This window comes from Ruegeria sp. AWH4_226, from assembly GCF_056159225.1.
On record NZ_JBSWUU010000001.1, the window covers coordinates 776126 to 801920 of the forward strand.

Genomic DNA, 25795 nt, shown 5'->3' on the forward strand with positions numbered 1-25795 from the left:
AACGACATGATCAACAGAGTTTAAGCCGCGTTATCGCCTATTTCGTCAGATTTCGACATTGTATACTGTCGTAAACAGTCAATATCGGCCTCATTTGGAATCGTTGCAATGAGCCCGCGGTAAAAAACTGTTAACATCTTATCGTATCATTTTGAGAAATATATCTGATTCCAGTTTCGCATGCGAGCCCGAAACCACGTCCGCTGCCGTTTGGCGAATTGGCGCGTGGCGATCGTTGCTCTCTCACGCGCTGCCTCAAGAGTAACCTCGCCGTTCAGATACGCCATCAACTCGGGAACACCGATAGCCTTGAAGGCTGGCATCGACGGATCGTAAAGGTCGCGCATCGCTTTGACCTCGTGTAATGCGCCATTGTCCATCATCTGATCAAATCGTCGTGTGATGCGGTCAAGAAGCCAGTGTTTGTCAACGTCAAAGACGATTGGCACCGTATCTGCAAGGTCAAGAACTGGGGGCGGCGTTTCGGATTGCCAGTCGGTCAGGCTGCGTCCGGTGGCGTGCTGTACTTCCCATGCACGTTGAACGCGGGCGCGGTTCTGTGTGTCTATCCGGCTCAGCGTGTGTGCATCGATGCCAGAGATCAACTCAGACAGCTCCAGTTGGTCCGCTTTGGTCCGGATTTCGGGCGGAGTGGGCGGGATGTCTGCTATGCCTTCGGTCAGGGCGGAGAAATACAGCCCGGTACCACCAACGATGATCGGGCGCTGCCCACCGGACAGCAGCGGTGTCACCTCACGAAGCCAGTGGCCGGTCGAGTAGGTCTGGTCATAGGCGATGTGACCATAGAGAAGATGTGGGGCGCGGGCTTCTTCCTCGGCTGATGGCCGGGCAGAAGTCACGCGCCAACAGTCGTAAACCTGGCTGGCATCTGCATTCACGATGACCCCGCCCAAGGTCTCGGCAATCTGCAAGGCCAGCGCCGACTTGCCCGAGGCCGTCGGCCCTGCGATCAAGACGGGTGTATTCTCGGGTATAGGCGGAAGTTGGTCCCAAATCAGCGATCTGTCGTCATTGATCATCCGGGCCGCCCTTTATCCTCAGTAATCGCATTGAACCTGCGAAGCTTTTGCTTCATTTTGCGCCGGAAAATAAACCCGTGCCAGCCCGGAGCGCAACATGAGCCTTTCCCAAACAGTCGAAACCGCTGAGACGCCAAACACAAAGTATAACCGCGTGATGTTGAAAATCTCGGGCGAGGCGCTGATGGGGGACCAGGGATTTGGCTTGCACCCTCCGACCGTCCAACGGATCGCGCAAGAGGTTAAGTCGGTTCACGATCTTGGCGTTGAAATCTGCATGGTTATCGGTGGCGGGAACATCTTCCGTGGTCTCAGTGGTTCGGCGCAGGGGATGGAGCGGACGACCGCCGACTACATGGGTATGCTGGCCACCGTAATGAACGCGTTGGGAATGCAATCCGCGCTAGAGGAAATTGGAGTGTTCACCCGCGTTATCTCGGCCATTCGAATGGATGAGGTGTGCGAGCCCTACATCCGCCGCCGCGCCGTGCGACATCTTGAAAAGAAGCGGGTTTGTATCTTTGCCGCCGGAACTGGCAACCCTTATTTCACGACGGATACAGCAGCGACTTTGCGCGCCAATGAAATGGCGTGTGAGGCAATCTTCATGGGCAAAAATGGCGTTGATGGGGTTTATGACAAGGACCCCAAAATCCACGAGGATGCGGTTCGATATGATGCCGTTACATATGATGACGTTCTGACCAAACGGCTGCGCGTGATGGACGCATCAGCGATCGCCTTGGCCCGCGACAACAATCTACCACTCATCGTTTTTGGGCTGGATGAGCCGGGCGGGTTCCGCGGCATCCTGGCGGGCGAGGGCACGTATACCAAGGTTCAGGGGTAAAAAATCTCAGTAACGCTGGATGTGCAGACCGGATCTTGGACCGGATCTGTCTTGCTGTGCAATCACATCATTTGCAGGACACGGCTTGCCACTGACCGGTTATCTCGCAATCTGCGGAGCGTGTCGGTTTCAGGTAATATGTGGTCTTCTCACTTACACCTTTGTGGTGCGGAATGTCGGATGTCCTGAGAATAAAACAATGGAAGGAGGGACAATGTCCGACACTACAGAGACCGACTATGAAGTCGGCCAGGACAATGTTCAGATCATGGGTCTGGATGTTCACAACCCCGTCTTTGCTGTTTCAGGACTGACAATCATTGCATTCGTATTCTTCTCGTTGGTTTTCCGCGAGCAGGCGAGCGAATTCTTTGGGTGGCTGCGACCGGCCCTGACCAGCAAGTTCGACTGGGTGTTTATGATTGCGGCGAATATATTCGTCGTGTTTTCGCTGCTCCTGATCGTAACCCCATACGGGTCGATCCGTTTAGGGGGCGACGATGCCAAACCAGACTACAGCTACATCGGTTGGTTTTCGATGCTGTTTGCCGCAGGCATGGGGATCGGGTTGGTATTCTGGGGCGTTGCCGAGCCGATTTCGCATTACGGCGCGTCATTGGACGGCGTTGCCGTCGGCGAAGATGGGGTCCGCACTGATTGGGCACCACTTGGCGCGGGTCTCGAAGATCCAGAGGCTTCGAAAAACCTGGCGATGGCAGCAACCATTTTCCACTGGGGTTTGCACCCTTGGGCTGTTTACGCGGTTGTCGCGCTGGCGCTGGCATTCTTTAGTTTCAACCGTGGCCTACCTCTGACCATGCGATCAGTGTTCTATCCGTTGTTTGGTGAGGCGACCTGGGGGCCGCTGGGTCACGTTATCGACGTTTTGGCAGTGTTTGCCACGATCTTCGGTCTTGCGACATCCCTCGGACTGGGCGCAACGCAAGCGTTGGCAGGACTGAACTACCTGTTCGATGTTCCGATCACGGACGGGATGAAAGTGCTGTTGATCGGTTTGATCACGGCTTTTGCCCTGATCTCGGTCGTTGCGGGATTGGATAAAGGTGTCAAGCGGCTGTCTGAAGCCAACATGATCCTTGCCGCAGCCTTGCTTTTGCTGGTGCTGATCGTCGGCCCGACCGTTGCAATCCTGACCGGGTTCTTCGACAGCCTGATTGAGTACGTTGTTGCGTTGCCGGCGCTTTCGAACTGGGTCGGTCGCGAGGACACCAACTTTATGCAGGGTTGGACCACCTTCTACTGGGCATGGTGGATTTCCTGGTCACCGTTTGTCGGCATGTTCATTGCACGCATCTCACGCGGCCGCACCGTGCGCGAATTCGTAATCTGCGTACTTGTGATTCCGACGGTTGTTGGCGCCTTGTGGATGAGCGTGTTCGGTGGTGCCGCCCTTGATCAGGTGCTGTCCGGTTCCGGGCAAGAGCTGACAGATGCCGCGCTTGAACTGAAGATGTTCAAGATGTTCGAAGCTTTCCCGATGACCGGCCTGCTGTCCTTTATTGGTGTTGTGCTTGTTGTTGTGTTCTTCGTCACCAGCTCGGATTCCGGATCGTTGGTGATTGACACGATCACTGCCGGCGGCAAAACCGACGCCCCAACGGCTCAGCGTGTGTTTTGGTGCATTTTGGAAGGCGCAATTGCCATCGTCCTGTTGCTTGGAGGTGGCCTGGGCGCGTTGCAGGCTGCGGCGATCGCGACAGGCTTTCCATTTGCTATCGTCCTGATGCTCATGTGCGTTTCGATCTTTATCGGCTTGGCGAACGAAAAGCGTCGCCGCTGATAGCGCCAACCAGCTAAGAAAGCTCCGGTCATTTGCCGGGGCTTTTTTCATGGCGGCGTGGCATACAAAGTTGCCTCTTCACTGACCGTGCGAGGCCCAAGCGACATTCGTTGTGTGCGCCTAATGACCAAAATTATTCAATTAATTTGTGATCTTGACGCAGTTTTGTGATCCGTTTCCCATTGCCTTGCGTAGTGTTGAAAAAGACCGGGCGGACATGGAAAACAATCAAACACCGATCATAATGTGGTTTCGTCGGGACTTGCGCCTGTCTGACCATCCTGCATTGGCTGCGGCGGCTGAAACCGGGCGTCCTATTCTGCCTGTCTTTATCCTGGACAACTTGGCCCAAACGCTCGGCGCGGCGCCGAAATGGCGGCTGGGGCTGGGGCTTGAGGTTTTCGCGCGGTCGCTGAAGAAAAACGGTAGCGCACTGGTCTTGCGCAGTGGGGATGCCCTGACCGTTTTGCAGGACCTGATTGAGGAAACGGGCGCCAAAAGCGTGTATTGGTCGCGCGCCTATGTTCCTGACAGCATCGACCGAGACACGCGCATCAAGTCCGCACTGACCCAGCAAGGTGTCGAAGCAAAATCCTTTGCCGGACACTTGCTGTTTGAGCCCTGGACCGTGGAAACAAAGTCCGGCGAACCGTATCGCGTGTTTACGCCTATGTGGCGGTCCGTTCAGGGGCGGGACATCGCTTCACCCGATGCTGTACCGACGCTTCGTACGCCCTCGGAGTGGCCAAAGTCAGAGAACCTTGAAAAGTGGCAACTGGGCGCGGCGATGAATAGGGGTGCAGCCGTGGTGGCCCCTTATGTACGCCCAGGTGAAGATGCAGGTTTTGAGGTTTTGCACGGGTTTCTGGATCGAATTTCAGATTACGGCGACAACCGGGACCGGCTAGATAGGGATGGAACTTCGAACCTGTCGGAATACCTGTCATTGGGTGAAATCGGGCCTCGCAGTGTTTGGCATATTGTCCAGCGTGCTGCGATGAACGGTGTGCAGGGAACAGATGCGTTCCTACGTCAATTGATCTGGCGCGAGTTTGCTTATCACCTGATGTATCATACCCCGCAGTTGGTCAGTGAAAACTGGAAGCCCGAATGGGACGCGTTTCCGTGGAATACGGACACAAGCCACCCCGAGGTTGTGGCTTGGATGCAAGCGCGGACAGGCATTCCTGCCGTCGACGCCGGGCTTCGGGAAATGTATGTGACTGGCCGAATGCACAATCGCGCGCGCATGATCGTTGCGAGTTATCTCACCAAACATCTGATGACGCACTGGAAAATCGGCATGGACTGGTTTGCGGACTGTCTGATTGACTGGGATCCTGCCTCGAACGCGATGGGATGGCAGTGGGTAGCTGGATCCGGGCCGGATGCGTCGCCGTTCTTTCGCATTTTCAACCCAATGACACAGCAGGAAAAATTTGACCCCAAAGGGGTGTATGTCGATCGATGGATCGCCGAAGGGCAAGCCGAGCCCTCGGAAACTGCGATGGCCTATTTTAAGGCCGTTCCGCGTTCCTGGAAGTTGGATCCAACTGCATCCTATCCGAAACCAGTGGTAGAACTTGCCGCTGGACGTGCACGGGCCTTGGAGGCCTATGAAGGCAGAAAAACCGGGTAACAAACTGAAAACTTGCCAGAAACACAATCTCGGCCTAGCCTGAATAAGCGGCCGCACAGGGGAGCGCGGATGATCCTAACAACTACCGATGGGCAAAAAGACCTGCCCAGATACTTTGTACAAGTCTTTAAAATGCTAAAGGGGATGGACTCGGGGCGGATGGATATCGCTTTGCCCGACGGGCGGATTTTCCGATCCGAAGCATCAAAGCCCGGGCCGGTTGCCAGGGTCGACATCCATAATCCTGACGTTTTCGCCCGACTTGTCCGTGAGGGCGAGTTGGGGTTTTCGGACGCCTATCTGGAAGGCGACTGGAGCACCCCTGATCTGCGTGCTTTCATGGATCTGGTGCATTTGGGGACCGAGACGGTCTATGATGATTTCACCGGTAAATTCCTAGTGCAAGCCTACGAGCGCCTGCGTTTTTGGCTGCATCGCAACAGTCGTCGCCAAGCCAAGAAGAACATCTCGTATCATTATGACTTGGGGAATGATTTCTACAGCGTATGGCTGGATGAAACGATGACTTACTCCAGTGCACTTTTTGAAACGGGGCAGGAGAGTTTGGAAAAGGCGCAGACCGCGAAATACGCTAGCCTTGTGGATGAAATGGGCGCGAAAGCCGGGGACCACATCTTGGAAATCGGGTGCGGTTGGGGCGGTTTCGCGGAATATGCTGCAAAAGAGCGTGGCCTTCGGGTCACAGGTTTGACAATCAGTCAAGAGCAGCTTAAATACGCCCGGCAGCGCATTGAAAACGCAGGACTTTCTGATCTTGTCCAGTTCAAGCTGCAGGATTACCGGGATGAGCGGGGTCAGTATGACGGTATCGCGTCGATCGAGATGTTCGAGGCCGTCGGACAAAAATACTGGCCAGTGTATTTCGAAACCGTCCGCGAGCGTCTGAAACCGGGCGCGCAGGCAACTTTGCAAATCATCACCGTTGCAGATCACCGCTGGGATATCTACAAGAATGGTGTTGATTTTATTCAGAAATATATTTTTCCTGGCGGAATGCTACCAGCACCATCGGTTCTGAAGCAACAAGTGGCAGAAGCAGGATTGAACGTGGTAAAATCCCGCGAATTCGGCAAAAGCTATGACCTCACGCTGCGCCGTTGGTACGAGACGTTCAACGACAAATGGGACGAAATATCCGAAATGGGCTTTGATGAGCGTTTCCGCCGCATGTGGAACTATTATTTAACAGCATGCGGCGCGGCCTTTGACACTGGTAACTGCGATGTGACACAGATCACAATAGCAAAACCCAGTTAACAAAGGGAAAAACCGAATGCCCAGTGCTCCGCGTCTAGTTGCTGCTCTGTGTCTGTTGGCGATAGCTTTTATTGTTTCGACGATGATCATCAACAACGGGGAAGAGGGTAAAGACTACGGCTGGTTCACTTACGTCAACATGCTGATCGGCGTTGTTTGTGGCTGGAAAATAATGGGTAAGCGCGTTGGCCGCGGTTGGACCGCCGCGGTAAACAACGGTATCGCGGGCGTATTGTCTACTGTGTTCTGGGCCCTTTTTGTACAGGGTTGCTACGAGATGTTTCGTCTCGCCATGCGCCACCGCTTCGACGGCCCATTTGAAGCGCTGATCGCTATCTTTCAGATTGGTGTTGAATACAGTAAACAGCTTGTTGCGCCGGAAATCCTGTGGACATTGGCGATCGGAGCTTTTATCGCCGGTCTGGCAACCGAAGAAGCGGGTCGCCGTTGGCGGTGAACGCATTCACTAAAATTCGAGTCTTACTCTGGTGTCCGATTTATTCTTTTACGGCACGCTCCGGTATTTGCCTTTGCTGGAAACAGTGCTTGGTCGTTCTGCCTCGCAATTAAACATCGCCGAGGCGAGCTTGCCGGATCACGCGGTATACGGCGTGCAAGGTCAGGCGTTTCCGATGATAGTTCGTGAAAAAGGCAGTAACGCCAATGGTCTTCTGGTGCGTGGGTTTAGCAGAGAAGACTTGAACCGTTTGGCATATTATGAGGGCGGCTTTGACTACGAACTCAGCCCTCAAGGTGTCTATCTTGCAGATGGATCACGGGCCGAGGCCAGCGTGTTTTACCCTGAACCCGGTCTTTGGACGCCGGGCGTTTTGTGGTCGTTGCAGGATTGGGTGGATGAGTGGGCCGAAGTTACGCTGCTGGCCGCGCAAGAGGAATTGGCCTTTTACGGCAGGCTTGATGCGACCACCATATCGCGCAACTTCGCGCCGATCCGGACCCGCGCCTGGGCCAAGCTGGCTGCGCGAAAGCGACGGACTGGTGACCCGCGCGACACGATAAAGGACGTTATCGTGCAAGACCACCGGCACGCCTATCTCAGCTATTTCGGTTTTGAGGAGATAGAACTGCGCCACCGCCAGCATAATGGCACGATGGGCCCGCTATTGCATCGAAGTGGATTGATGCAGGGGGCTGCGGTGGTTGTTCTGCCCTATGACCCGGTGCGCGATGCCGTTCTGCTGGTAGAACAATTTCGGACGCCCGTGTTTCTGATCGAGGACCCCGAACCGTGGATGTGGGAACCGGTGGCGGGCATGATCGACCCCGGTGAAACTCCGGAACAGGCCGCGCACCGCGAAGCACTGGAAGAGGCCGAAGTGAAGCTAAGTTCATTAGAATATGCAGGTGGCGCGTATTCCTCAAGCGGGTCATCGACCGAATACATCCATCTGTACGTAGGATTGTCTGATTTAAACCAAACCATCGACAATGGTGGGCTTACGTCAGAGGGTGAGGATATCCGCACGCAAATAATGCCCTATGATACCTTTATGCAGCGGGTCGATAACCACGAATTTAAGGATTTACCCCTGCTAGCATTGGCCAATTGGCTAGCCCGAAACCGCGACCGTTTGCGCAGGTAAGGATCGCTGCTTGTGGTTGCCGAACGGCAACTGTAAATCTTCTGAGAAACGTAAAGAAAATGAGGGCGCCATGCGCATTGCACGAGACCTTGCCGACGCAGTCGGGAAAACACCCCTGATCCGGTTAAAGCGCATCAGTGAAGAGACCGGTTGCGAGATTTTTGGCAAGGCCGAGTTCATGAATCCGGGCCAATCAGTCAAGGATCGTGCGGCGCTTTACATTATCCAAGATGCAGTAGCCCGCGGCGAGTTGAAGCCCGGCGGTACAATTGTCGAAGGCACGGCAGGCAATACTGGCATTGGACTGGCTCTTGTTGGGGCTTCGATGGGGTTCAAAACCGTGATTGTGATCCCGGAAACGCAGTCCGAAGAAAAAAAGGACATGCTGCGCTTGGCAGGCGCGCAACTTGTGCAGGTTCCAGCTGCGCCTTACAGAAACCCGAACAATTTCGTGCATTATTCGCGTCGTCTGGCCGAAGAACTGGCTCAGACCGAACCGAATGGCGCGATCTGGGCCAACCAGTTCGACAACGTAGCCAACCGTCAGGCCCACGTGGAAACGACAGGTCCTGAGATATGGGAGCAAACAGACGGTAAGGTTGACGGCTTTGTCTGTGCCGTGGGCTCAGGCGGTACGTTGGCCGGTGTGGCAGATGCTTTGCAGCCCAAGGGCGTAAAAATCGGCCTCGTTGATCCAATGGGGGCCGGATTGTATTCGTATTATACCACGGGTGAAATCGCGATGGAGGGCAGCTCAATCGCTGAGGGTATCGGACAGGTTCGGATCACCAAGAACCTTGAAGGATTCAAGCCCGACCACGTTTACCAGATGACAGACAACGAGGCGCTACCGCTGATTTTCAACTTGCTGCGCGAAGAAGGTCTGGTCATGGGTGGGTCGACCGCGATCAACATGGCGGGTGCGGTGCGACTGGCCAAGGATCTGGGACCGGGCCATACCATTGTGACGATCCTGTGTGATTACGGCACGCGATATCAGTCCAAGCTGTTTAACCCTGAATTCCTGCGTGAAAAGGAACTGCCGGTTCCTGATTGGATGACCGAAGCCCCGCGCAGCATTCCCGGCGTGTTTGAGGACGTATGATGCTACGGCGGGTTCGCCTGTTCTTTGCTCTTTTCCTGGTGTGTTTTGCCATTCTGGGCGGCCCTGCGATTGCGCAGCTGACGGACAGGCAAAGTGAATACTATCAGGGTTGGTTAAGCACGGCGAACCGCGCCGAGGCGGTTATCGCAGCGAACCGCGCTTCGAACGCTGCTTTGGAAAATCTGCGTTCTGAAATAAATGGTTACCGGGAAGACTTCAACAGGGCCCGAGGGGAAAACACCGAACGTATTCAAACGTTGCAGAGCCAACTTGATGCTTTGGGTCCAAAGCCCGAAGGTGACGCGACAGAGCCGGAAGACATTGCCAACATTCGCTCGCACCTTGAAGAGCAGCTCAATAGTCTGCGTGTTCCCCGCATCATCTCAGAGGAAGCATTCAGTCGGGCAAACGGGTTGATCAGCGAGATTGATCAGATCATCCGGCACCGCCAAACCAAAGAGCTGTTAGAGCGCGGCCCGTCGCCAATCAATCCCGTGTCTTGGGGTCCGGCGTGGTCAGACGTGAAAGAGACGCTTAGCAGTCTCGCGAATGAGACGATCACGAACTTGCGCAGCGACGTCGTGCGCGAACGAGTCCGCGAGCGCGGCTTGGGGATTTTTGTCCTTGTAGCCATTGCTGCAGTTTTGCTGATGTTTGGCCGCAGATGGTCGGAAAAGGGTGGAGACTACCTTCGGCGTTTGGGCGGATCGGGATCCGGTGTCTGGACATTTGTTATATCTCTACTGCGTATTGCACTTCCGTGGCTCGGGGTTTTGGCAGCAGTTGTGGCCGTTAGCCTGACTGGCGTGTTGGGTGTCCGAGGCACCTTGCTGCTGGAAAAAATTCCCTATTGGGCAGCGATTATCCTCTTCTACGATTGGATTGGGCGTCAGATTTACTTGATGGGCGAGGCGCAGGGGTTCCAACGACTTTCAGCGGTCAAAATCAAAGAACTGCGTGTCTACATTGATCTGCTCGCATTGATGCTGATTCTGCACGAATTGACCCTTTTGTTTCAGCAGATTGAGAACGTGTCGGACGCGACGCGCGCTGTTGTCAGTTTCCCGGTAGTTGTGACCACAGCATTGTTGTTGCTTCGGATACGACATATCCGGATGGCTGAGATTGAGCAGGACGCCTCTGATACAAGTATTCCGACGCGGGCAGCCGGATTCAGCCAACTCGTGGAATTCTTGCGTCGCGCTTTGTTTATTCTGGGTATCACAACACCCGTTCTTGCGATTTTCGGATACACGAACGCGGCCGAGGCCATAGTCTTTCCCGCCGTAAAAACGCTTGTCCTGATTGCGGCCTTAGTTATCTTTCAGCGGTTTATCACTCAGGTATACGGCTGGATTACAGGGCAGGGCGACGCGGTTTGGGAGTCGCTGTTCTCGGTTCTGGTGGGCTTTGCACTTGCGATTTTGGCATTGCCGGCGCTTGCGCTCTATTGGGGCGCACGCGAAGCGGACTTGCTGGAAGTCTGGTCAAGACTGTTACTGGGTTTCGATATTGGCGGTGTCACGATCTCTCCCAGTAATTTTTTTACGTTCCTCATCGTCTTTCTGATTGGCTACGGGCTGACCCGAATGCTGCAGAGCGGGCTGCGGAATTCGCTGTTACCCAAAACCAATATTGATCCGGGCGGACAGAACGCGATTGCGGCGGGCACAGGGTATGTGGGGATATTCTTCGCGGCGCTTGTGGCAATTATGGTGGCCGGGTTCGATCTGTCATCTCTGGCGATTGTCGCCGGTGCACTGTCGGTTGGTATCGGTTTTGGCCTGCAAACCATTGTTTCGAACTTCGTCTCGGGCATTATCCTGTTGGTTGAGCGTCCGATTTCAAAAGGCGACTGGATCGATGTGAACGGCATGATGGGGTATGTGCGTGATATCTCTGTCCGGTCCACACGGATTGAAACCTTTGACCGGACGGACCTGATCGTTCCCAACTCGGACCTGATCAGTGGCGTGGTCACGAACTATACACGCGGCAATACGATTGGTCGGGTCATTGTGCCTGTGGGTGTGGCTTATGGGACCGACACAAGACTGGTTGAGAAAATTTTAGGGGATATAGCCAATTCGCATCCGATGGTGTTGGCCAACCCAGCCCCAAGCGTCGTGTTCCAAGGGTTTGGGGCGGATTCACTGGATTTTGAGATCCGAGCCATCCTACGGGATGTGAATTGGGTATTGTCGGTGAAATCCGACATGAACCATGAAATCAACCGGCGGTTCGTTGAGGAGGGGATCGAGATTCCGTTCGCCCAAAGGGATGTCTGGTTGCGCAATCCAGAGACCTTGCAGGAAAAAGCTCCGGCACCCAAAGCGGACGAGGCCACGCCTGAGCCGTCGAAAACGAAGCCAATTGACATGAGCGAGAGCGATCTGTCGGACGGCGATGGTGAAGAGATTTAGGCGCGTGTATGGCGGAACTGCGAATGCTTGAAAATTCGCTATAATCGCCCCTTGCAAATCATCTGGCGATGGTCCAAACATCGCGCTCACGGAGAGGTGGCCGAGTGGTCGAAGGCGCACGCCTGGAAAGTGTGTAGGCGGGAAACCGTCTCCAGGGTTCGAATCCCTGTCTCTCCGCCACTAACTATCCGATGATTTCTTCTATTGTTATATTGTCTGCCTGAGTGTGCGACCCAAACAACGGCGGATGAGCACAACACCGTCTGCCTCTTGCGCTCGGTGGGTTCTCAGCATCTTTTTGTGCCTTGCAGAAAATGTTATTTGTAGCGGCAAAAATAACGTTCTAAGAGAAGCCGGATTTCAGCATCTGGCACGCCGGCAGGCACAATTTTGTGAGATTGGAACTTGACCGACATGATTGACCTGAGTGGCCTGATGCCTTTGCGCGAGAGCCGCAACTACAAGATTTTTCAGCACCCTGAGATTGAAGGGGCGCTGCTCAAGGTTCGGGTGGATGAGCCTGTTCGAAAGCATGCAGTCCCGCGTTATTCAGAATGGCGATACGGTAATCTGCGGCAATGGAACCGTGAAGCGAACGAATACCTTGCTGCGTTGCACCGGGGATGCCCTGAAATTGAGCGGTTGGCGCGGTTCATGGGGTATGCGCCAACTTCGTCTGGCCCGGCCCTTGTGGTGGAAAAGCTGACTGGGCCGGATGGAAAGCTTGCGCCGACGTTGCATGCCGAGAAACTCGCTGTTCGCGAAGACAAGGCTGCACACCAACGCCTGCGCGACGAGTTTTTGGAACTGATGGATGACCTAGAACGGGGCCAGATCGTCGTTGGTGATTTGGGGTTTGAGAACATCGTGCGTGCACAGGAGCGAGGCGGAAAGTTGGTCGTGATCGACGGGCTTGGTGAACGGGTGATGTTCCCGCTGGCGCTTTTCAGCAAGTGGGCTTTCCACAAGTCTATTGCGCGCCGCAGAGCGCGCATGTCCCGGGCGTTTCAGCTTTAAGCAATTCCAACGAAAACAGATCGGTCGCAAGTTTATTCCGCTCTGCTCGGCCTGTACCATTACCGCCTTACATCGTTGCATCTGTTATCCGTGACATTCCCAGTCAATCGTATAACTGCGACGGCTTTGGCAATGCACTTCCGAGCTGCATTCGGACGTGGACAAGACGAGGATCATCGCAGAATCAATTACCTTTGCGTTGAAGGTAATGCAGAATGGCCGCTAAGTTTGTCTTCGGTTCACAATGCTGAACGCATCGCCGTTGTGATAGCGTGATGCAGTGACGCGGCCGAGGATCGCGGGCCGTAGATGCTGTAGCTTTCAGATGTCCGGCACAAGACAAAGCAGCCGATATGGTGGATTGCGCACCGCGCCGCGCTGCCGTCGGTCATCTTGCGCAAGTCAAGCTGGCAAAGCAGCTCCAGAACCGATGGGATACCGGTGCCGGTCAGATCAAACCGAGTCCAACCGTCTGTCTGCTCGGTGACTGAGGCGGCATCACCCAAGGCCTTCTTGGCTTGATCAGCAAGATCTTCGTGCGTTTCAAACGAAGCCTCAAGCATCCACTGATCGACCCCGGCCCAGAACGCACAAATCGACGCCCCAGCCCAACGGCCAACCGCTGGCGCAGGCGCATCAATTAGCTTTGCCAAGGCCTTGGCAGATTTGTCTTCTTTTCCCATTCGTGACGCGACCGAGGCAAGGGCCACGCCCGGTACTTCGGTGCATGTTACACTGCCGATGGTGTCGACGCGCGGCTCGGTTCCGCCAAGGGCGGTTATGGCAACAAGATCATGCACGCAGACGCTCTCCTTCAGGATCGACGAAATGGGCCGAGACAAGTTCCACCTCAACCGTCAGATCAGTGAGCGGCGAGACGAGGCGCATCTTTTCGCCCAGCCGCTCGGCTCCGTTCTTCACAAGACCAAGACCTATATTGCTTTTGAGGATTGGCGAATAAACAGCCGATGTGACATAGCCCTGATCATTAGCCGCATCTACAGGGCCATCTGCATTCATCAGATGCCCGCCCGCAGTAATCTTGTCGTCAGGCTGCACCGGTTTGATCCCCACCAGCCTCAGCACATCCGGTTCGACCAGAGCCTCACGTTCGGACAAGACCGAGCCGATGCTGTCCTTTTTCTTTGACACCATCTGGCCCAGCCCAAGGTTCAGCGCCGTGGTTGTGCCATTCAGCTCATTCCCAGCTGCATGCCCTTTTTCCACGCGCATTACGCCCAATGCTTCTGTGCCGTACGGCACGACGTTGAACTCTTCGCCTTCGGCCATCAGACGACGCATCAGCGCGTCGCCATAGCGCGACGGCACGGCGATCTCATAGGCCAACTCACCCGAGAACGAGATGCGGAACAACCGCGCCCGTAGGCCACCGCAAACCGTAATGTTGCCGCAGGCCATGAACGGGAATGCCTCGTTTGAAAGATCAAACTCAGGGTCCACGATTTTTTGCAGCAGCTTGCGCGCGTTGGGTCCGGCGACGGCGTATTGCGCCCAGGCTTCGGTGGTCGATATCAACTGCACGTCCATGTCCGGATACAGGCATTGGCGTACAAATTCCATGTGGCGATAGACACTTACGGCGTTGGCCGTGGTTGTCGTGACGACGAAGTGATCCTCGGCCATGCGCGCAGCGGTGCCGTCGTCCATCACCAAGCCGTCCTCGCGCAGCATCAGGCCATAGCGGGTTTTGCCAACGGGCAGCTTGGCAAAGCCGTTAGCATAGATGCGGTTCAGGAACTCGGCCGCGTCGGTGCCCTGCACGTCGATCTTGCCCAGCGTCGTGCAGTCGCAAACCCCAACCGAAGCCCGGGTTTGGCGAACTTCGCGATCGACCGACTGCCGCCAATGAGTTTCACCGGGCAGGGGGAACCACTGCGCCCGCAGCCAATTGCCAGCCTCGACAAACACAGCACCGCGTTCCTTGGCCCAATAATGCGACGGCGTCAGGCGGGTGGGGTGGAACTCTTGACCCTTCATCCGACCGGCAAACGTGGCAATTGGAACCGGAGTATAGGGCGGACGGAAAATAGTAGTACCCACTTCGGGGATCGACTTTCCCGCGACCTCGGCCATGATTGCCAGACCAGTGATGTTCGATGTTTTGCCCTGATCGGTTGCCATGCCCAGCGTGGTATAACGTTTCAGGTGCTCGACCGAGCGGAAACCCTCTTGGTAGCTCAGCTTCACATCCTTGACGGTCACATCGTTCTGTTGATCCACCCAGGCGCGTTTGCACCCTTCAACGTACCAGAAAGGCTTTTGTTCGACCGGAGCATCCTCGGCCTCTGGCAGATCGGGCAGGGCACCTTTTAGGTCCAGCGCCTCGGCTGCACCTTCGGCACCGGATTTCAGCGCGCCATATGTTGTCATTACCCCGTTTGCCGCGCCAGCGACCGAAAGGCCAAGGGGAAGGTCAGAGCCAGGTACAAAAGCTGCCAAATCGTCGTTCCAGACCGGGCGTCCGCGTTGGTGGCAGGTCAGGTGGACGTTTGGGTTCCATCCACCGGACACGCCCAGCGCCCCGCAATCCAGTGTGCGGGTGGAGCCGTCGGACAAGGTCACCTCAACAAAGGTCAGTCCCAAGCGCCCCTTGGTATCAGTAACCTGCGCGCCTTTGAGAACCTCGTAGTCATAGCTGCCGGGCGCGTCTTCACGCACATCCACAACAGCGGCGATCTTAACGCCCTTGGCGTGCAAGTCAGCGGCAGTGCGGTGCCCGTCGTCATTATTGGTAAAAATTGCCACACGCTGCGATGGCGTGGCTGCAAACCGATTGGCATAGGTCCGTATCGCGCTTGCCATCATGATGCCGGGCCGGTCGTTATTCTCAAATGCAATCGGGCGTTCCGTTGCCCCGGCGCACAGCAGAGCTTTTTGGGTGTAGATGCGCCACAGGATTTGCCGCGGTTTACCATCGGGCAGGGTGGGCAGATGATCCCCGGTTCGCTCAACCGCGCCATAGATCCCGTGATCAAACGCGCCAATTACCGTGGTACGCGGCATCAGCCGGACGTTCGGCATGGAAGACAGCTCGGCCACGGCCTGTGCGGCCCAGTCTGGGGCGCTGTGATCACCAATCGCGAAGCTTTCGCTGTTCAGACGCCCACCAAGGGCAAAGTCCTCATCCGCCAGAATGACATCTGCCCCAGCGCGCCCGGCGGTCAAAGCCGCCATAAGACCAGCAGGTCCGGCACCAATGATCAGCAGATCGCAATGACGGAACCCTTTGTCGTACTCGTCTGGGTCATCCTCCATCGAAAGCGATCCTAGGCCGGCCGCGCGACGGATCATCGGCTCGTACAGTTTTTCCCAAAACGCAGCGGGCCACATGAAGGTTTTGTAATAGAAGCCCGCCGAAAGGAAGTTTGAAAACAGATCGTTCACCGCCAAGGCGTCGAACTTCAGACTGGGCCAGCGATTCTGTGACCGCGCCTCTAACCCGTCGAACATTTCGATGGTCGTGGCGCGCGTGTTTGGCTCCTGCCGGGCACCGGTGCGCAGTTCGACCATGCCATTGGGTTCTTCGGAGCCTGCGGTCAGTAAACCCCTTGGGCGGTGGTATTTGAAGGACCGCCCGATCAGCCTCACGTCGTTGGCCAGCAGGGCCGAAGCCAACGTATCGCCGGGATGCGCGGTGTAGCTGCGATTATCGAACCGAAAAGTCAGAGAGGTGTTGCGATCGATCTGACCACCACCAAGCCTGTTGCTCTGCGTCATTTGGATCGCCCCCGTGCGCGGGCCACATCGCGGGCCAGCTCCACCCTTGAAATCTCGTGCGTCAGCGTGTTGCGCGTGACAATCAGCCAGGATCGATCACCGGCCTCATGATACCAAAGCTCCTGATGCTCACCGGCTGGGTTATCACGCAGATACCCGTATTCATAAAACGCCTCAGACGCGTTTTCGGACTGCCAATCGGGACGGTCAATCAGGGATGCGTCGCCCAGATAGGTAAACTCCGATGCGTCCCGCGGACCCAAAAGGGGATGGTTGATTATCATTGTTTGGTCCCCCTCAGTGCAGGTTGGGCTGATTGCCCACACCTTTTTCGTCGATCATCCGCCCGGTGCGAAACCGATCAAGGCGGTAGGCCGTTGCAACCGGGTGCGGCTCATCCCGCGCCAGCAAGTGTGCAAAGCAATGGCCCGAGGCCGGGGTCGCTTTAAACCCGCCGTAACACCAGCCGCCGTTGAAGTAGAGCCCCTCGACCGGGGTACGGTCGATTATGGGCGAGCCATCCATCGACATGTCCATCACGCCGCCCCACATTCGCAAAAGACGCGCGCGGCCGATCATTGGCATCAGCGCCATGCCACCTTCGCAGACATCTTCGACCACCGGCAGGTTCCCACGCTGCGCGTAGGTGTTATAGCCGTCAATGTCGCCGCCAAAAACCAGCCCGCCCTTGTCGGACTGACTGACATAGAAATGGCCTGCGCCATAGGTGATGACACTGGGCAGAACCGGCTTTAGACCTTCGGAGACGAAGGCTTGAAGGACATGGCTTTCGATGGGCAATCGCATTCCGGCCATGCTCATCACGCGACCTGAGCTTCCTGCGACTGCGCAGCCGACCTTGTTGGCGCCGATAAAGCCTTTTGTGGTCTCGACGCCAAGGCATTTGCCGTTTTCGATCCGCAAACCAGTCACTTCACAGTTTTGGATGATGTCGACGCCGTGCATATCCGCAGAGCGCGCAAACCCCCAAGCCACCGCGTCATGTCGGGCAGTGCCGGCGCGACGCTGAACCAACCCGCCTTTGATCGGAAATCGAGCGTCGTCGAAATTCAGATATGGGTGCTCCCTGCGGACTTGGTCAGCATCCAAAAGCTCAGCATCGGCACCGTTCAGGATCATCGCATTGCCGCGACGGATATAGGCGTCGCGCTGACCGTCGGTGTGAAAAAGGTTGATAATCCCGCGCTGGCTCATCATCGCGTTGTAGTTCAGGTCCTGCTCAAGCCCTTCCCACAGTTTCATTGAGAACTCATAGAACGGTTCATTGCCATCCAGCATGTAGTTTGAGCGGACAATCGTCGTGTTCCGCCCGACATTGCCGCCACCGATCCAGCCCTTTTCAACCACGGCCACGTTTCGTTGACCGTATACCTTGGACAGGTAATGCGCCGTTGCCAAGCCGTGCCCACCGCCGCCAATAACAACGATGTCGTAATGCGGTTTGGGTTCGGGCTCACGCCAGACCGGTTTCCAACCTTTGTGGCCGGTAAGCGCCTCTTTGATGACTCGGAAGCCGGAATATCGCATGAATCGGACCTTTTTCGACACAATCCAATAATTTGTAGCCTTTGGGTATGCTCGGATGCGACATCGATTTGTCTGAATCAGACTTTAGAGGTGCCTCTTTTCTGGCAGAGCCGTGAGAACCCAACTCAGACGCCGCGGATCAACACCACGCGAGAGCCGATGGCGAATCCGATTGCGATGCGCTAAGCCTTTGCAAAAACAAGGTTGCGCTGATGAAACTAGAAAAACCGAACTTTGCGGCCCCTACGGATGCCGATGCTCGAAAGGCGATCCCACCAGTTGTTTGCTACCCGCCCGAAACATTGGAGAAACCGGATTTGGGTGCACTCTCCAACCTGCGGAAGGGTGCGCGAAAGACCGCTGAGGTTACGGTGGCCCCACGGGATGCCGCGTGTATAGATGTGCCAGCGGGTGCATTCATCAGGGTTGTTTCAGTGGATGGCCCGCAGGTCGGTGATCTGAACATGTGGCACACACACGACCTCACCGAACGTTTCTATTCCGGTAAAACCCGCGCGCTTCACGGGACTCATCTGTCGTCCGGAGATCGCATGTGGTCGAGCTTTCCAAACATGCGTCCGATGGCGACCGTGGTTGATGATACGCTGGACTGGTACGGGTTCGATGAATTCGGCGGCTCGGTCCATGATGTGATCGGCACGCGATGCGATCCCTATACGGGGCGGCTGCTATCGGGGGATGATTATCACTATTGCTGCCACTCGAACCTGACCCGCGCGTTGTCAGGCCATTGCGATCTGCCGCTGCACGAAGCTGAGATGCTTGTACATGACGTTTTGAACGTATTCATGTGCACCGGCTTCACACGCGACACCGGGCAGTATTTCATGAAGGCCAGCCCCGTTCGACCCGGTGACTATCTTGAGTTCTATGCCGAGATTGACCTGATCGTAGGTTTGTCCGCCTGTCCCGGTGGCGATTGCTCGTCCGAACATTCGTCGGATGCCGCAGCCTGCTATCCGCTAGTGATGGAAGTCTATGACCCCGGAGAGCAAGCGCGCGCGGCGCATGTACAACCGGCGCGCTCCGCTTACGATCGCTCGCACGGTACCCGTTAGGCGATCAGACGACGACCAAGGCGGCTGAGCATTCGGCAACACAGGTCAAGCTGTTCGATCTCGATATACTCATCCGCCTTATGCGCCTGCAGGATCGACCCCGGTCCGCAGACAACCGCGTGAACACCCAGCTGCTGAAACAAACCGGCTTCGGTTGCAAAGGCGACGACACCGGTTCCATTCGCGCCGGTCAGTTCGGCCATAAGTTCGCGCGCGGCGTTTTCGGTCATGGGCTCCAAACCCTCGACTTCTGCAACGGTGTGTTGCGTGATGCTGGCTTCGGGGTGCACGGCCTGCATTTCAGGCAGAAGGGTATGCTGTACGTAATCCGACAGAGTGGTTCGGACTAGATCGGCATCACTGGACTGCACCGGGCGCATTTCCCATGCGACCTCAGCCTTGCTGGCGATGACATTATGCGCGACGCCGCCCGAAATTCGCCCGACGTTGACTGTTGTCCACGGCGGATCAAAAAGGCTATTTCTTGGTGCTTGGGATTTTAGAATTTGGCGTAATTCCAGCAGTTTGTTAATATATCTAGCCGCATATTCCGCCGCGTTTACACCGTCATCCGGGGCTGAGCTGTGCCCTTCCAGGCCAGCGAAACTGGTGGTGTATTCGAAACAGCCCTTATGTCCTTCGATGATCCGCATCTCAGTGGGTTCGCCTATGATGGCAATATCCGGGACGATGCCGCGTTCGGCCAGATCGGTGACGAGACTTTGCGCACCCAAACACCCTGTTTCTTCGTCGTAAGTAAATGCAAAGTGCAACGGTTGGGTCAGTTGGCCGATGTCCAGCGTTTCGGCAAAGGCCAATGCCGCGGCAATGAACCCTTTCATGTCGCAGGTGCCACGGCCATAGAGTTTTCCGTCCAGTTCAGTCATCTGAAAAGGGTCTGACGTCCAATCCTGATCGGCGACGGGAACCACATCGGTGTGGCCTGACAGCAGGATTCCTCCGGGCATGTCCGGCCCCAGCGTAGCAAAGACATTGGCCTTCGTCCCGGTATCGTCCCGCGTCAGAATACACCGCGCGCCCAGCGCCTCAAGCCTTTCAGTCAGGTAACGGATGATCTCAAGGTTGCTGTCTGCTGACACCGTTTGAAAGGCGATCAGGTCAGCCAGGATTTCCGTGGTTTTGGACAGGCTCATGGTTTCACAAACAATTTACGGGGCCGGTTACAAAAACACTCGGCGGGTCCGTTTTCGGTGATCAGGATCGACTCTGTGATCTCAAGGCCCCAGTCGTCCATCCAGAGGCCGGGCATGAAGTGAAATGTCATGCCGGGTTCCAAAACGGTTTCGTCTTCAGGGCGCAAGGATATGGTACGCTCGCCCCAGTCCGGGGGATAGCTGAGGCCAATCGGATATCCGCAGCGCGCGCCGCGCTCGATCCCGGCGCGTTCCAGTGGGGCGGCCAGCGCCAGCGCAATGTCGCGGGCCTGATTGCCTGCATGGGCAGCGTTCAAGCCTGCCTCTAGCCCCTCAACCAGCGCGTCTTCGGCCCGCAAAAGGTAATCGGGCGGCTGGCCCAGAAAGATCGATCGGCAGAAAGGTGCATGATAGCGGCGGTAACAACCTGATAGTTCGAAAAACGTGCATTCGCCGGATTTGAAAGGCGCGCCATCCCATGTCAGATGCGGGGCGGCAGCATCTGGTCCCGAAGGCAACAAAGGCACGATCGCGGCGTAGTCCCCCCAATCGTCGCCCACGCCCGAGATGGCATCATGGTAAATCTGCGCGACCAACTCATTCTTGCGCAGTCCCGGTTCAATCCGCTCCAAAACTCCGTCGATCACGTGTTCCGAGATACGGGCAGCCTTGCGCATCAGGGCGATTTCCTCGCCGGATTTGACCGCACGCTGCCAATTTACCAACGCGGTGGCATCGACTAAATCGGCCTGAGGCAGCTCTGCCAGCAAGGTCAGATTCGCCTTGGCCGAGTAGTAGTAGTTATCCAGTTCAACGCCGATACGACCCGTTTCCATCCCGCAATCGCGGATCAAAGCTGCAAGATCCTGCATCGGGTGGCGAATGGTGGATTGCACATAGTGATCGGCATAGCCGCGAATTCGATCATTCGGCATCCAAACTGTACGGCGGGCGCCGTTGGCGTCCTGGTTACGGCCCCACCAGATCGGGTCATCGTCGTGCAGCACCAGAACGCCTTGATGAACATAGAAAGACCAGCCGTCATACCCGGTGAGCCAAGCCATGTTTGACGGATCCTCGACAAACAGCGCATCCAGCCCGGCAGCCGCCATGGCAGCCCGCGTCTTTGTCAGTCGGCGGTCGTATTCCGATGGGCTGAAGGCCGGGTTTGCGTGAGCCATGGACTGCTCCGGTTGATAAGCGCGTTCTGTTGACAGAACTTGACGGATGCGTTCACGTCAATGGGCAACTCAGGAAAGACGCTCATTTGAAAATCGTATCCAACCCCCACCGTGGCGGCCAGAAACTGATTGAGGCAGCCCCGTATCCGTCGACCAATGCCGTGCGTGTTGCCAATTTGCTCAAGAAATGCCCGGCAGCGGCAGAGACGCCCTTGGTTTCGGTCGACGGCCTTGCCGACGTAAGTGCACTGTGGGTCAAGGATGAGCGTGGCCGCATGAACCTGGGCTCCTTCAAGGCACTTGGGGCGGCTTATGTCATTGCCCGACATGCGGCTGACCGGAGTGACAGCCCAAACGAGACCACGCTTTTGGGGCGCACCTATGTCACGGCCAGCGCGGGCAATCACGGTATGAGCGTTGCCGCAGGTGCGCGGGTTTTCGGCGCGAAAGCCGTAGTTTATATCGCAGACACGGTACCAGAGAGCTTTGCTGATCGCTTGCGTGCCCAAAATGCGCAGGTGGTGCGACAGGGTGCAGACTATGCCGCCAGCATGGAAGCCGCCAGCAAGGCCGCAGAAGTCAACGGCTGGACGTTGCTTTCTGACAGCTCTTGGGAGGGGTATTATGATCTGCCGCACACGCTGATGGAGGGCTATCTGCAAATGGCTGCCGAGGCGTGCAATCAATGCCCGCAGGTACCCACTCATATAGTATTGCAGGCCGGCGTCGGCGGATTGGCCGGAGCAGTTGCGGCCTATGTGCGGACGATCTGGGGCGATGCGCCACAGATCATAGTTGTCGAACCCGATGCGGCCCCCGCGCTGCAAGCGAGCATTGAGGCTGGGACATGCGTTTTTGCCGATGGACCTGACAGCGTGATGGGGCGGCTTGATTGCAAAGAGCCATCACACATTGCGTTGAACGGTTTGGCGCGGGACGCCGACAGTTTCCTGACCCTCTCTGATGAGCAAGTGACCGAGCACCTGCCGGCGATGGCATCCGAGGGTATCGCTACCACCGCTTCGGGTGGGGCAGGGGTTGCCGCTGTCATGAACCCCGATGTCCGTAAGGCATTGGGTATTGATCCCAGCGCTCGTGTGCTGTGCTTTCTGTCGGAGACCGCGGAATGAGGGGGTTTGAAACGTCTGAATTTCAGGAGCGGACCAAACGCGCGCAAAGCCGAATGGTTGATGCTGGGCTTTCGGCGCTTTTGCTGACGACCGAGCCAGAGGTTCGTTACTTCTCCGGATACCTGACCCGGTTCTGGGAAAGCCCGACGCGCCCTTGGTTTCTGATCGTGCCCGCAACGGGCAAACCCATTGCCGTCATCCCGTCCATCGGCGCCGCGTTGATGGCGCAAACCTGGGTTCAGGACATCCGCACCTGGAGCGCGCCCGATCTGACAGACGATGGCGTCAGCCTTTTGGCCGATACCCTGACAGAGATTTGCCCGGCGGACGCTGTGATCGGTCTTCCGGACGGGCACGAAACCCATGTTCGCATGCCGTTGAACGATCTTAATCGGTTACAGCAGGGGTTGGGCAATCGGCGTTTGAGAGGTGATCAAGGCATTGTTCGCGCCCTCAGAATGGTCAAATCCCCTGCCGAGATTGCCAAGATCGAAACCGCATGTGCCATCGCGGGGCGGGCCTTTCAGCGCGTGCCAGAAATAGCTGGCGAGGGTGTAGCACTGGATGAGGTGTTCCGCCGGTTCCAGATGCTGTGCCTTGAAGAAGGTGCCGATTGGGTGCCGTATCTTGCAGGCGGGGCGGAGCAGGGGGGATATACCGATGTAATCTCTCCGGCCCGAGCAACCGGTTTAAGGTCGGGTGATGTTCTGATGCTCGACACTGGATTGGTTTGGGACGGCTATTTTTGCGATTTCGACCGCAACTGGTCCGTCGGTCAGGCGACAAACCAGGTCCGGGACGCCTACACCACGCTCATCGAAGCATCTGACGCTGCTTTCGAAGCGGCAAGCCCGGGGGCGACGGCTGCCGATCTTTTCAATGTCATGGACGCGATCCTGTCCCGAAACAGCGGCGATACCGGTGCGGGGCGTTTGGGTCATGGCTTGGGAATGTCACTAACCGAATGGCCCTCATTGATCCCGTCGGACCACACGGTTTTGGAACCCGGGATGGTCCTGACATTAGAGCCCGGAATTGCAGTCGGCGACAAAATCCTGGTCCACGAAGAGAACATCATCATCACCGATGGGTCACCCCGGTATATCAGTCCCCGAGCCGGTCCGGAGTTACCGCAGATATGAGCTATCTTCCCTATACGCTGGACGAGGATGATCCACACACGACGCCGATGGGGTTGATCGTTCTGCAAACTGACGAAACAATCGAGCCCGAGTTCAACGCCTATTTTTCCGACTCAATCAATCCGCTCTATGTCTCGCGTATTCCAAGCGGATCAGACGTCACGACAGAATCCTTGTCAGAAATGAAGGCGGCTTTGCCTGCGGCTGCAGACCTTCTGCCGAAGGCGCGACCTTACAAGGTCGTGGGGTACGGGTGCACGTCTGCCAGTTCTGTGATCGGATCAGATCAGGTTGAACGCATGGTTCAATCCTCCTGCAATGTGGCGGTGGTCACCAATCCGTTGCGGGCGGCGACTGCTTGTGCGGCACAGTTGGGTGTTTCGAGGTTTGCATTGCTCTCGCCATATATCGAAGAAGTGAACGAACCTCTTCGACGAGCATTTGCGGAAAACGGCGTTTCGATGGATGTCTTTGGCTCATTCGGTGAAGCCGAAGAATCCAAAGTCGTACGCATTTCCCGGCAATCCGTTGTAGATGCAGCGCTTAAACTTGGGGCTGATTCACAGGTTGAAGCCGTTTTTATAAGCTGCACGAATTTAAGAACTTTTGATGTCATTCCAGAGGTTCAGAACCGTCTTGCTAAGCCTGTTTTGTCCAGCAATCAAAGCCTTGCATGGCACATGCGTGAACTGAACTCTGCAAAGTGAAGACGGGGCCTCTGCCTCAATTTGCATTTCGGCTGCCTAATCTGTAACCCTACAGTCAAATATCGGTTGCAGGGTGCACCCTGCATGCCATTGAATAACGCCAATGGGTCTTGAGATTCGGGTACACCGGACACCAAAGAGACCGCACAGGGAGCCAAGTCGGTATATGACCAATGACGCAGCGTTCGTCGAGTTTCAGCGTGTCCAAAAATCCTATGATGGTGAAGTCCTCGTTGTAAAAGATCTTAACCTTTCAATGCCGAAAGGTGAGTTTCTGACCATGCTTGGCCCGTCAGGGTCCGGTAAGACGACCTGTCTGATGATGCTGGCAGGGTTCGAGACCGCTACCTACGGAGAGATCATGTTGGACGGGCGCCCGATCAACAACATTCCTCCGCACAAACGCGGGATCGGGATGGTGTTCCAGAACTACGCCCTGTTTCCGCATATGACCGTGGCCGAGAACCTCTCGTTCCCGTTGGAAGTGCGGAAGATCGGCAAGGAACAGCGCGAAGAAAAGGTCAAACGTGCATTGGATATGGTTCAGATGGGCGCTTTTGGCAGCCGTCGTCCGGCCCAACTGTCTGGTGGTCAACAGCAGCGAATTGCACTTGCCCGCGCACTGGTGTTCGAGCCTGAACTGGTTTTGATGGATGAACCGCTTGGCGCGTTGGATAAACAGCTGCGGGAACATATGCAGTTTGAAATCACCCGACTGGCCCATGAGCTTGGGATCACAACCGTCTACGTGACGCATGACCAGACCGAAGCCCTGACCATGTCAGATCGTGTTGCCGTATTCGATGACGGCCGAATTCAACAATTGGCACCGCCGGACCTTCTGTATGAAGAGCCAGAAAACAGCTTCGTGGCGCAGTTTATAGGCGAAAACAACACGTTGGATGGGGTTATTAAGTCAATCGATGGCGATACCTGCGTTGTGAAGCTTGATGATGGCTCTGAGATTGATGCCAAGCCGGTGAACGTTCATACTGCGGGTGAGCGGACCAAGGTCTCGATCCGACCTGAACGTGTTGAATTTAACAAGGACCGTCTGCATGCCGATGCGCATACGCTGAAAGCAACGGTGAAAGAGTTCATCTATATGGGCGATGTTTTTCGCTTTCGTCTTTCAGTTGCAGGGAATGATGATTTCATCATCAAAACCCGCAACGCTCCGGATGCGATCAAACTGAGCCCAGGTCAGGAGGTCGAGATCGGCTGGCTGGCCAAGGACTGCCGGGCGCTGGACGCCTGAGCCAAGACTCACCCGCACGCTCTGCCCGCACGTGTGGGATAATCTGATGATCGGGTTGCCCCGTGCTCCGGTCTTTTGGTTAAAATTAACGGGTGTAATAG

Annotated in this window: 21 protein-coding genes and 1 tRNA gene; 15 read left to right on the forward strand and 7 right to left on the reverse strand. The window is 56.1% G+C overall.

From position 1 onward, the window contains the following. Positions 1 to 146 precede the first annotated feature (146 nt). Positions 147 to 1040, reverse strand: a complete 894-nt coding sequence (gene miaA / locus ACXAET_RS03720; RefSeq protein WP_475181282.1) for a tRNA (adenosine(37)-N6)-dimethylallyltransferase MiaA — start codon at positions 1038 to 1040, stop codon at positions 147 to 149. A gap of 97 nt (positions 1041 to 1137) precedes the next feature. On the opposite strand from miaA, the gene pyrH reads away from it, so the two are divergent. The 10 genes from pyrH (at position 1138) to ACXAET_RS03770 (ending at position 12757) form a co-directional block, all read left to right on the forward strand. Continuing rightward, complete coding sequence (gene pyrH, locus ACXAET_RS03725) at positions 1138 to 1890, forward strand: UMP kinase (protein ID WP_475181284.1); 753 nt, start codon at positions 1138 to 1140, stop codon at positions 1888 to 1890. A 214-nt stretch (positions 1891 to 2104) separates the two neighbouring features. Beyond that, positions 2105 to 3691 (forward strand): BCCT family transporter, encoded by a 1587-nt coding sequence (locus ACXAET_RS03730; protein WP_475181285.1) that lies wholly within the window; start codon positions 2105 to 2107, stop codon positions 3689 to 3691. A gap of 217 nt (positions 3692 to 3908) precedes the next feature. Further along, positions 3909 to 5330 (forward strand): cryptochrome/photolyase family protein, encoded by a 1422-nt coding sequence (locus ACXAET_RS03735; protein ID WP_475181287.1) that lies wholly within the window; start codon positions 3909 to 3911, stop codon positions 5328 to 5330. Positions 5331 to 5399: 69 nt separating this feature from the next. Next, entirely contained in the window at positions 5400 to 6608 is a 1209-nt protein-coding gene (locus tag ACXAET_RS03740) for a class I SAM-dependent methyltransferase (protein ID WP_475181291.1), read from the forward strand. Between the two features lie 16 nt (positions 6609 to 6624). Then, a complete protein-coding gene (locus ACXAET_RS03745) occupies positions 6625 to 7065 on the forward strand; it encodes a TrgA family protein (RefSeq protein ID WP_475181293.1) in 441 nt (146 codons plus the stop codon). A gap of 31 nt (positions 7066 to 7096) precedes the next feature. Next, positions 7097 to 8212 (forward strand): NUDIX domain-containing protein, encoded by a 1116-nt coding sequence (locus ACXAET_RS03750; protein WP_475181296.1) that lies wholly within the window; start codon positions 7097 to 7099, stop codon positions 8210 to 8212. A gap of 70 nt (positions 8213 to 8282) precedes the next feature. Further along, positions 8283 to 9317, forward strand: coding sequence for a cysteine synthase A (locus ACXAET_RS03755; protein WP_475181298.1), 1035 nt, complete (start codon positions 8283 to 8285; stop codon positions 9315 to 9317). After that, positions 9317 to 11740 carry a DUF3772 domain-containing protein gene (locus tag ACXAET_RS03760; RefSeq protein WP_475181300.1) on the forward strand — a complete coding sequence of 808 codons (2424 nt, stop codon included), beginning with the start codon at positions 9317 to 9319 and terminating at the stop codon, positions 11738 to 11740. Before ACXAET_RS03755 ends, ACXAET_RS03760 begins: the two co-directional genes overlap by 1 nt. Before the next feature lie 90 nt (positions 11741 to 11830). After that, positions 11831 to 11920 (forward strand) — tRNA-Ser (locus ACXAET_RS03765). 234 nt (positions 11921 to 12154) lie between these two features. Next, entirely contained in the window at positions 12155 to 12757 is a 603-nt protein-coding gene (locus ACXAET_RS03770) for a YrbL family protein (protein ID WP_475187081.1), read from the forward strand. Between the two features lie 239 nt (positions 12758 to 12996). Here ACXAET_RS03770 and ACXAET_RS03775 read toward each other — a convergent pair whose 3' ends face one another. From ACXAET_RS03775 to ACXAET_RS03790, 4 genes are read right to left on the reverse strand one after another with little or no spacing between them, the layout of a single operon-like run. Next, on the reverse strand, positions 12997 to 13557 hold the full coding sequence (locus tag ACXAET_RS03775) for a sarcosine oxidase subunit gamma (protein ID WP_475181304.1): 561 nt from the start codon (positions 13555 to 13557) through the stop codon (positions 12997 to 12999). Further along, a complete protein-coding gene (locus ACXAET_RS03780; protein ID WP_475181306.1) occupies positions 13550 to 16495 on the reverse strand; it encodes a sarcosine oxidase subunit alpha family protein in 2946 nt (981 codons plus the stop codon). Before ACXAET_RS03780 ends, ACXAET_RS03775 begins: the two co-directional genes overlap by 8 nt. Then, positions 16492 to 16779 carry a sarcosine oxidase subunit delta gene (locus ACXAET_RS03785; protein WP_475181309.1) on the reverse strand — a complete coding sequence of 96 codons (288 nt, stop codon included), beginning with the start codon at positions 16777 to 16779 and terminating at the stop codon, positions 16492 to 16494. Before ACXAET_RS03785 ends, ACXAET_RS03780 begins: the two co-directional genes overlap by 4 nt. A gap of 13 nt (positions 16780 to 16792) precedes the next feature. After that, positions 16793 to 18043 (reverse strand): sarcosine oxidase subunit beta family protein, encoded by a 1251-nt coding sequence (locus ACXAET_RS03790; protein ID WP_475181310.1) that lies wholly within the window; start codon positions 18041 to 18043, stop codon positions 16793 to 16795. Between the two features lie 212 nt (positions 18044 to 18255). Between ACXAET_RS03790 and ACXAET_RS03795 the strand changes: the two genes are divergently transcribed. Beyond that, positions 18256 to 19122, forward strand: coding sequence for an urea carboxylase-associated family protein (locus tag ACXAET_RS03795; protein WP_475181313.1), 867 nt, complete (start codon positions 18256 to 18258; stop codon positions 19120 to 19122). On the opposite strand, the gene argE is transcribed toward ACXAET_RS03795, so the two are convergent. Continuing rightward, a complete protein-coding gene (gene argE / locus ACXAET_RS03800) occupies positions 19119 to 20276 on the reverse strand; it encodes an acetylornithine deacetylase (RefSeq protein ID WP_475181315.1) in 1158 nt (385 codons plus the stop codon). The genes ACXAET_RS03795 and argE overlap by 4 nt on opposite strands. Continuing rightward, positions 20273 to 21457: a M24 family metallopeptidase gene (locus tag ACXAET_RS03805; RefSeq protein ID WP_475181316.1), complete on the reverse strand. Its 1185-nt coding sequence runs from the start codon at positions 21455 to 21457 to the stop codon at positions 20273 to 20275. The genes argE and ACXAET_RS03805 overlap by 4 nt, the downstream gene beginning before the upstream one ends. Positions 21458 to 21543: 86 nt before the next feature. Here ACXAET_RS03805 and ACXAET_RS03810 point away from each other — a divergent pair, with 86 nt between their 5' ends. The 4 genes from ACXAET_RS03810 to ACXAET_RS03825 all read left to right on the forward strand — a co-directional run bounded on the left by ACXAET_RS03810 (position 21544) and on the right by ACXAET_RS03825 (position 25694). Next, positions 21544 to 22587, forward strand: coding sequence for a pyridoxal-phosphate dependent enzyme (locus tag ACXAET_RS03810; RefSeq protein ID WP_475181319.1), 1044 nt, complete (start codon positions 21544 to 21546; stop codon positions 22585 to 22587). Beyond that, complete coding sequence (locus ACXAET_RS03815; protein ID WP_475181321.1) at positions 22584 to 23729, forward strand: M24 family metallopeptidase; 1146 nt, start codon at positions 22584 to 22586, stop codon at positions 23727 to 23729. The genes ACXAET_RS03810 and ACXAET_RS03815 overlap by 4 nt, the downstream gene beginning before the upstream one ends. Continuing rightward, entirely contained in the window at positions 23726 to 24436 is a 711-nt protein-coding gene (locus ACXAET_RS03820) for a maleate cis-trans isomerase family protein (RefSeq protein WP_475181326.1), read from the forward strand. The genes ACXAET_RS03815 and ACXAET_RS03820 overlap by 4 nt, the downstream gene beginning before the upstream one ends. A gap of 166 nt (positions 24437 to 24602) precedes the next feature. Further along, a complete protein-coding gene (locus ACXAET_RS03825; protein ID WP_475181329.1) occupies positions 24603 to 25694 on the forward strand; it encodes an ABC transporter ATP-binding protein in 1092 nt (363 codons plus the stop codon). The last annotated feature ends 101 nt before the right edge of the window (positions 25695 to 25795 follow it).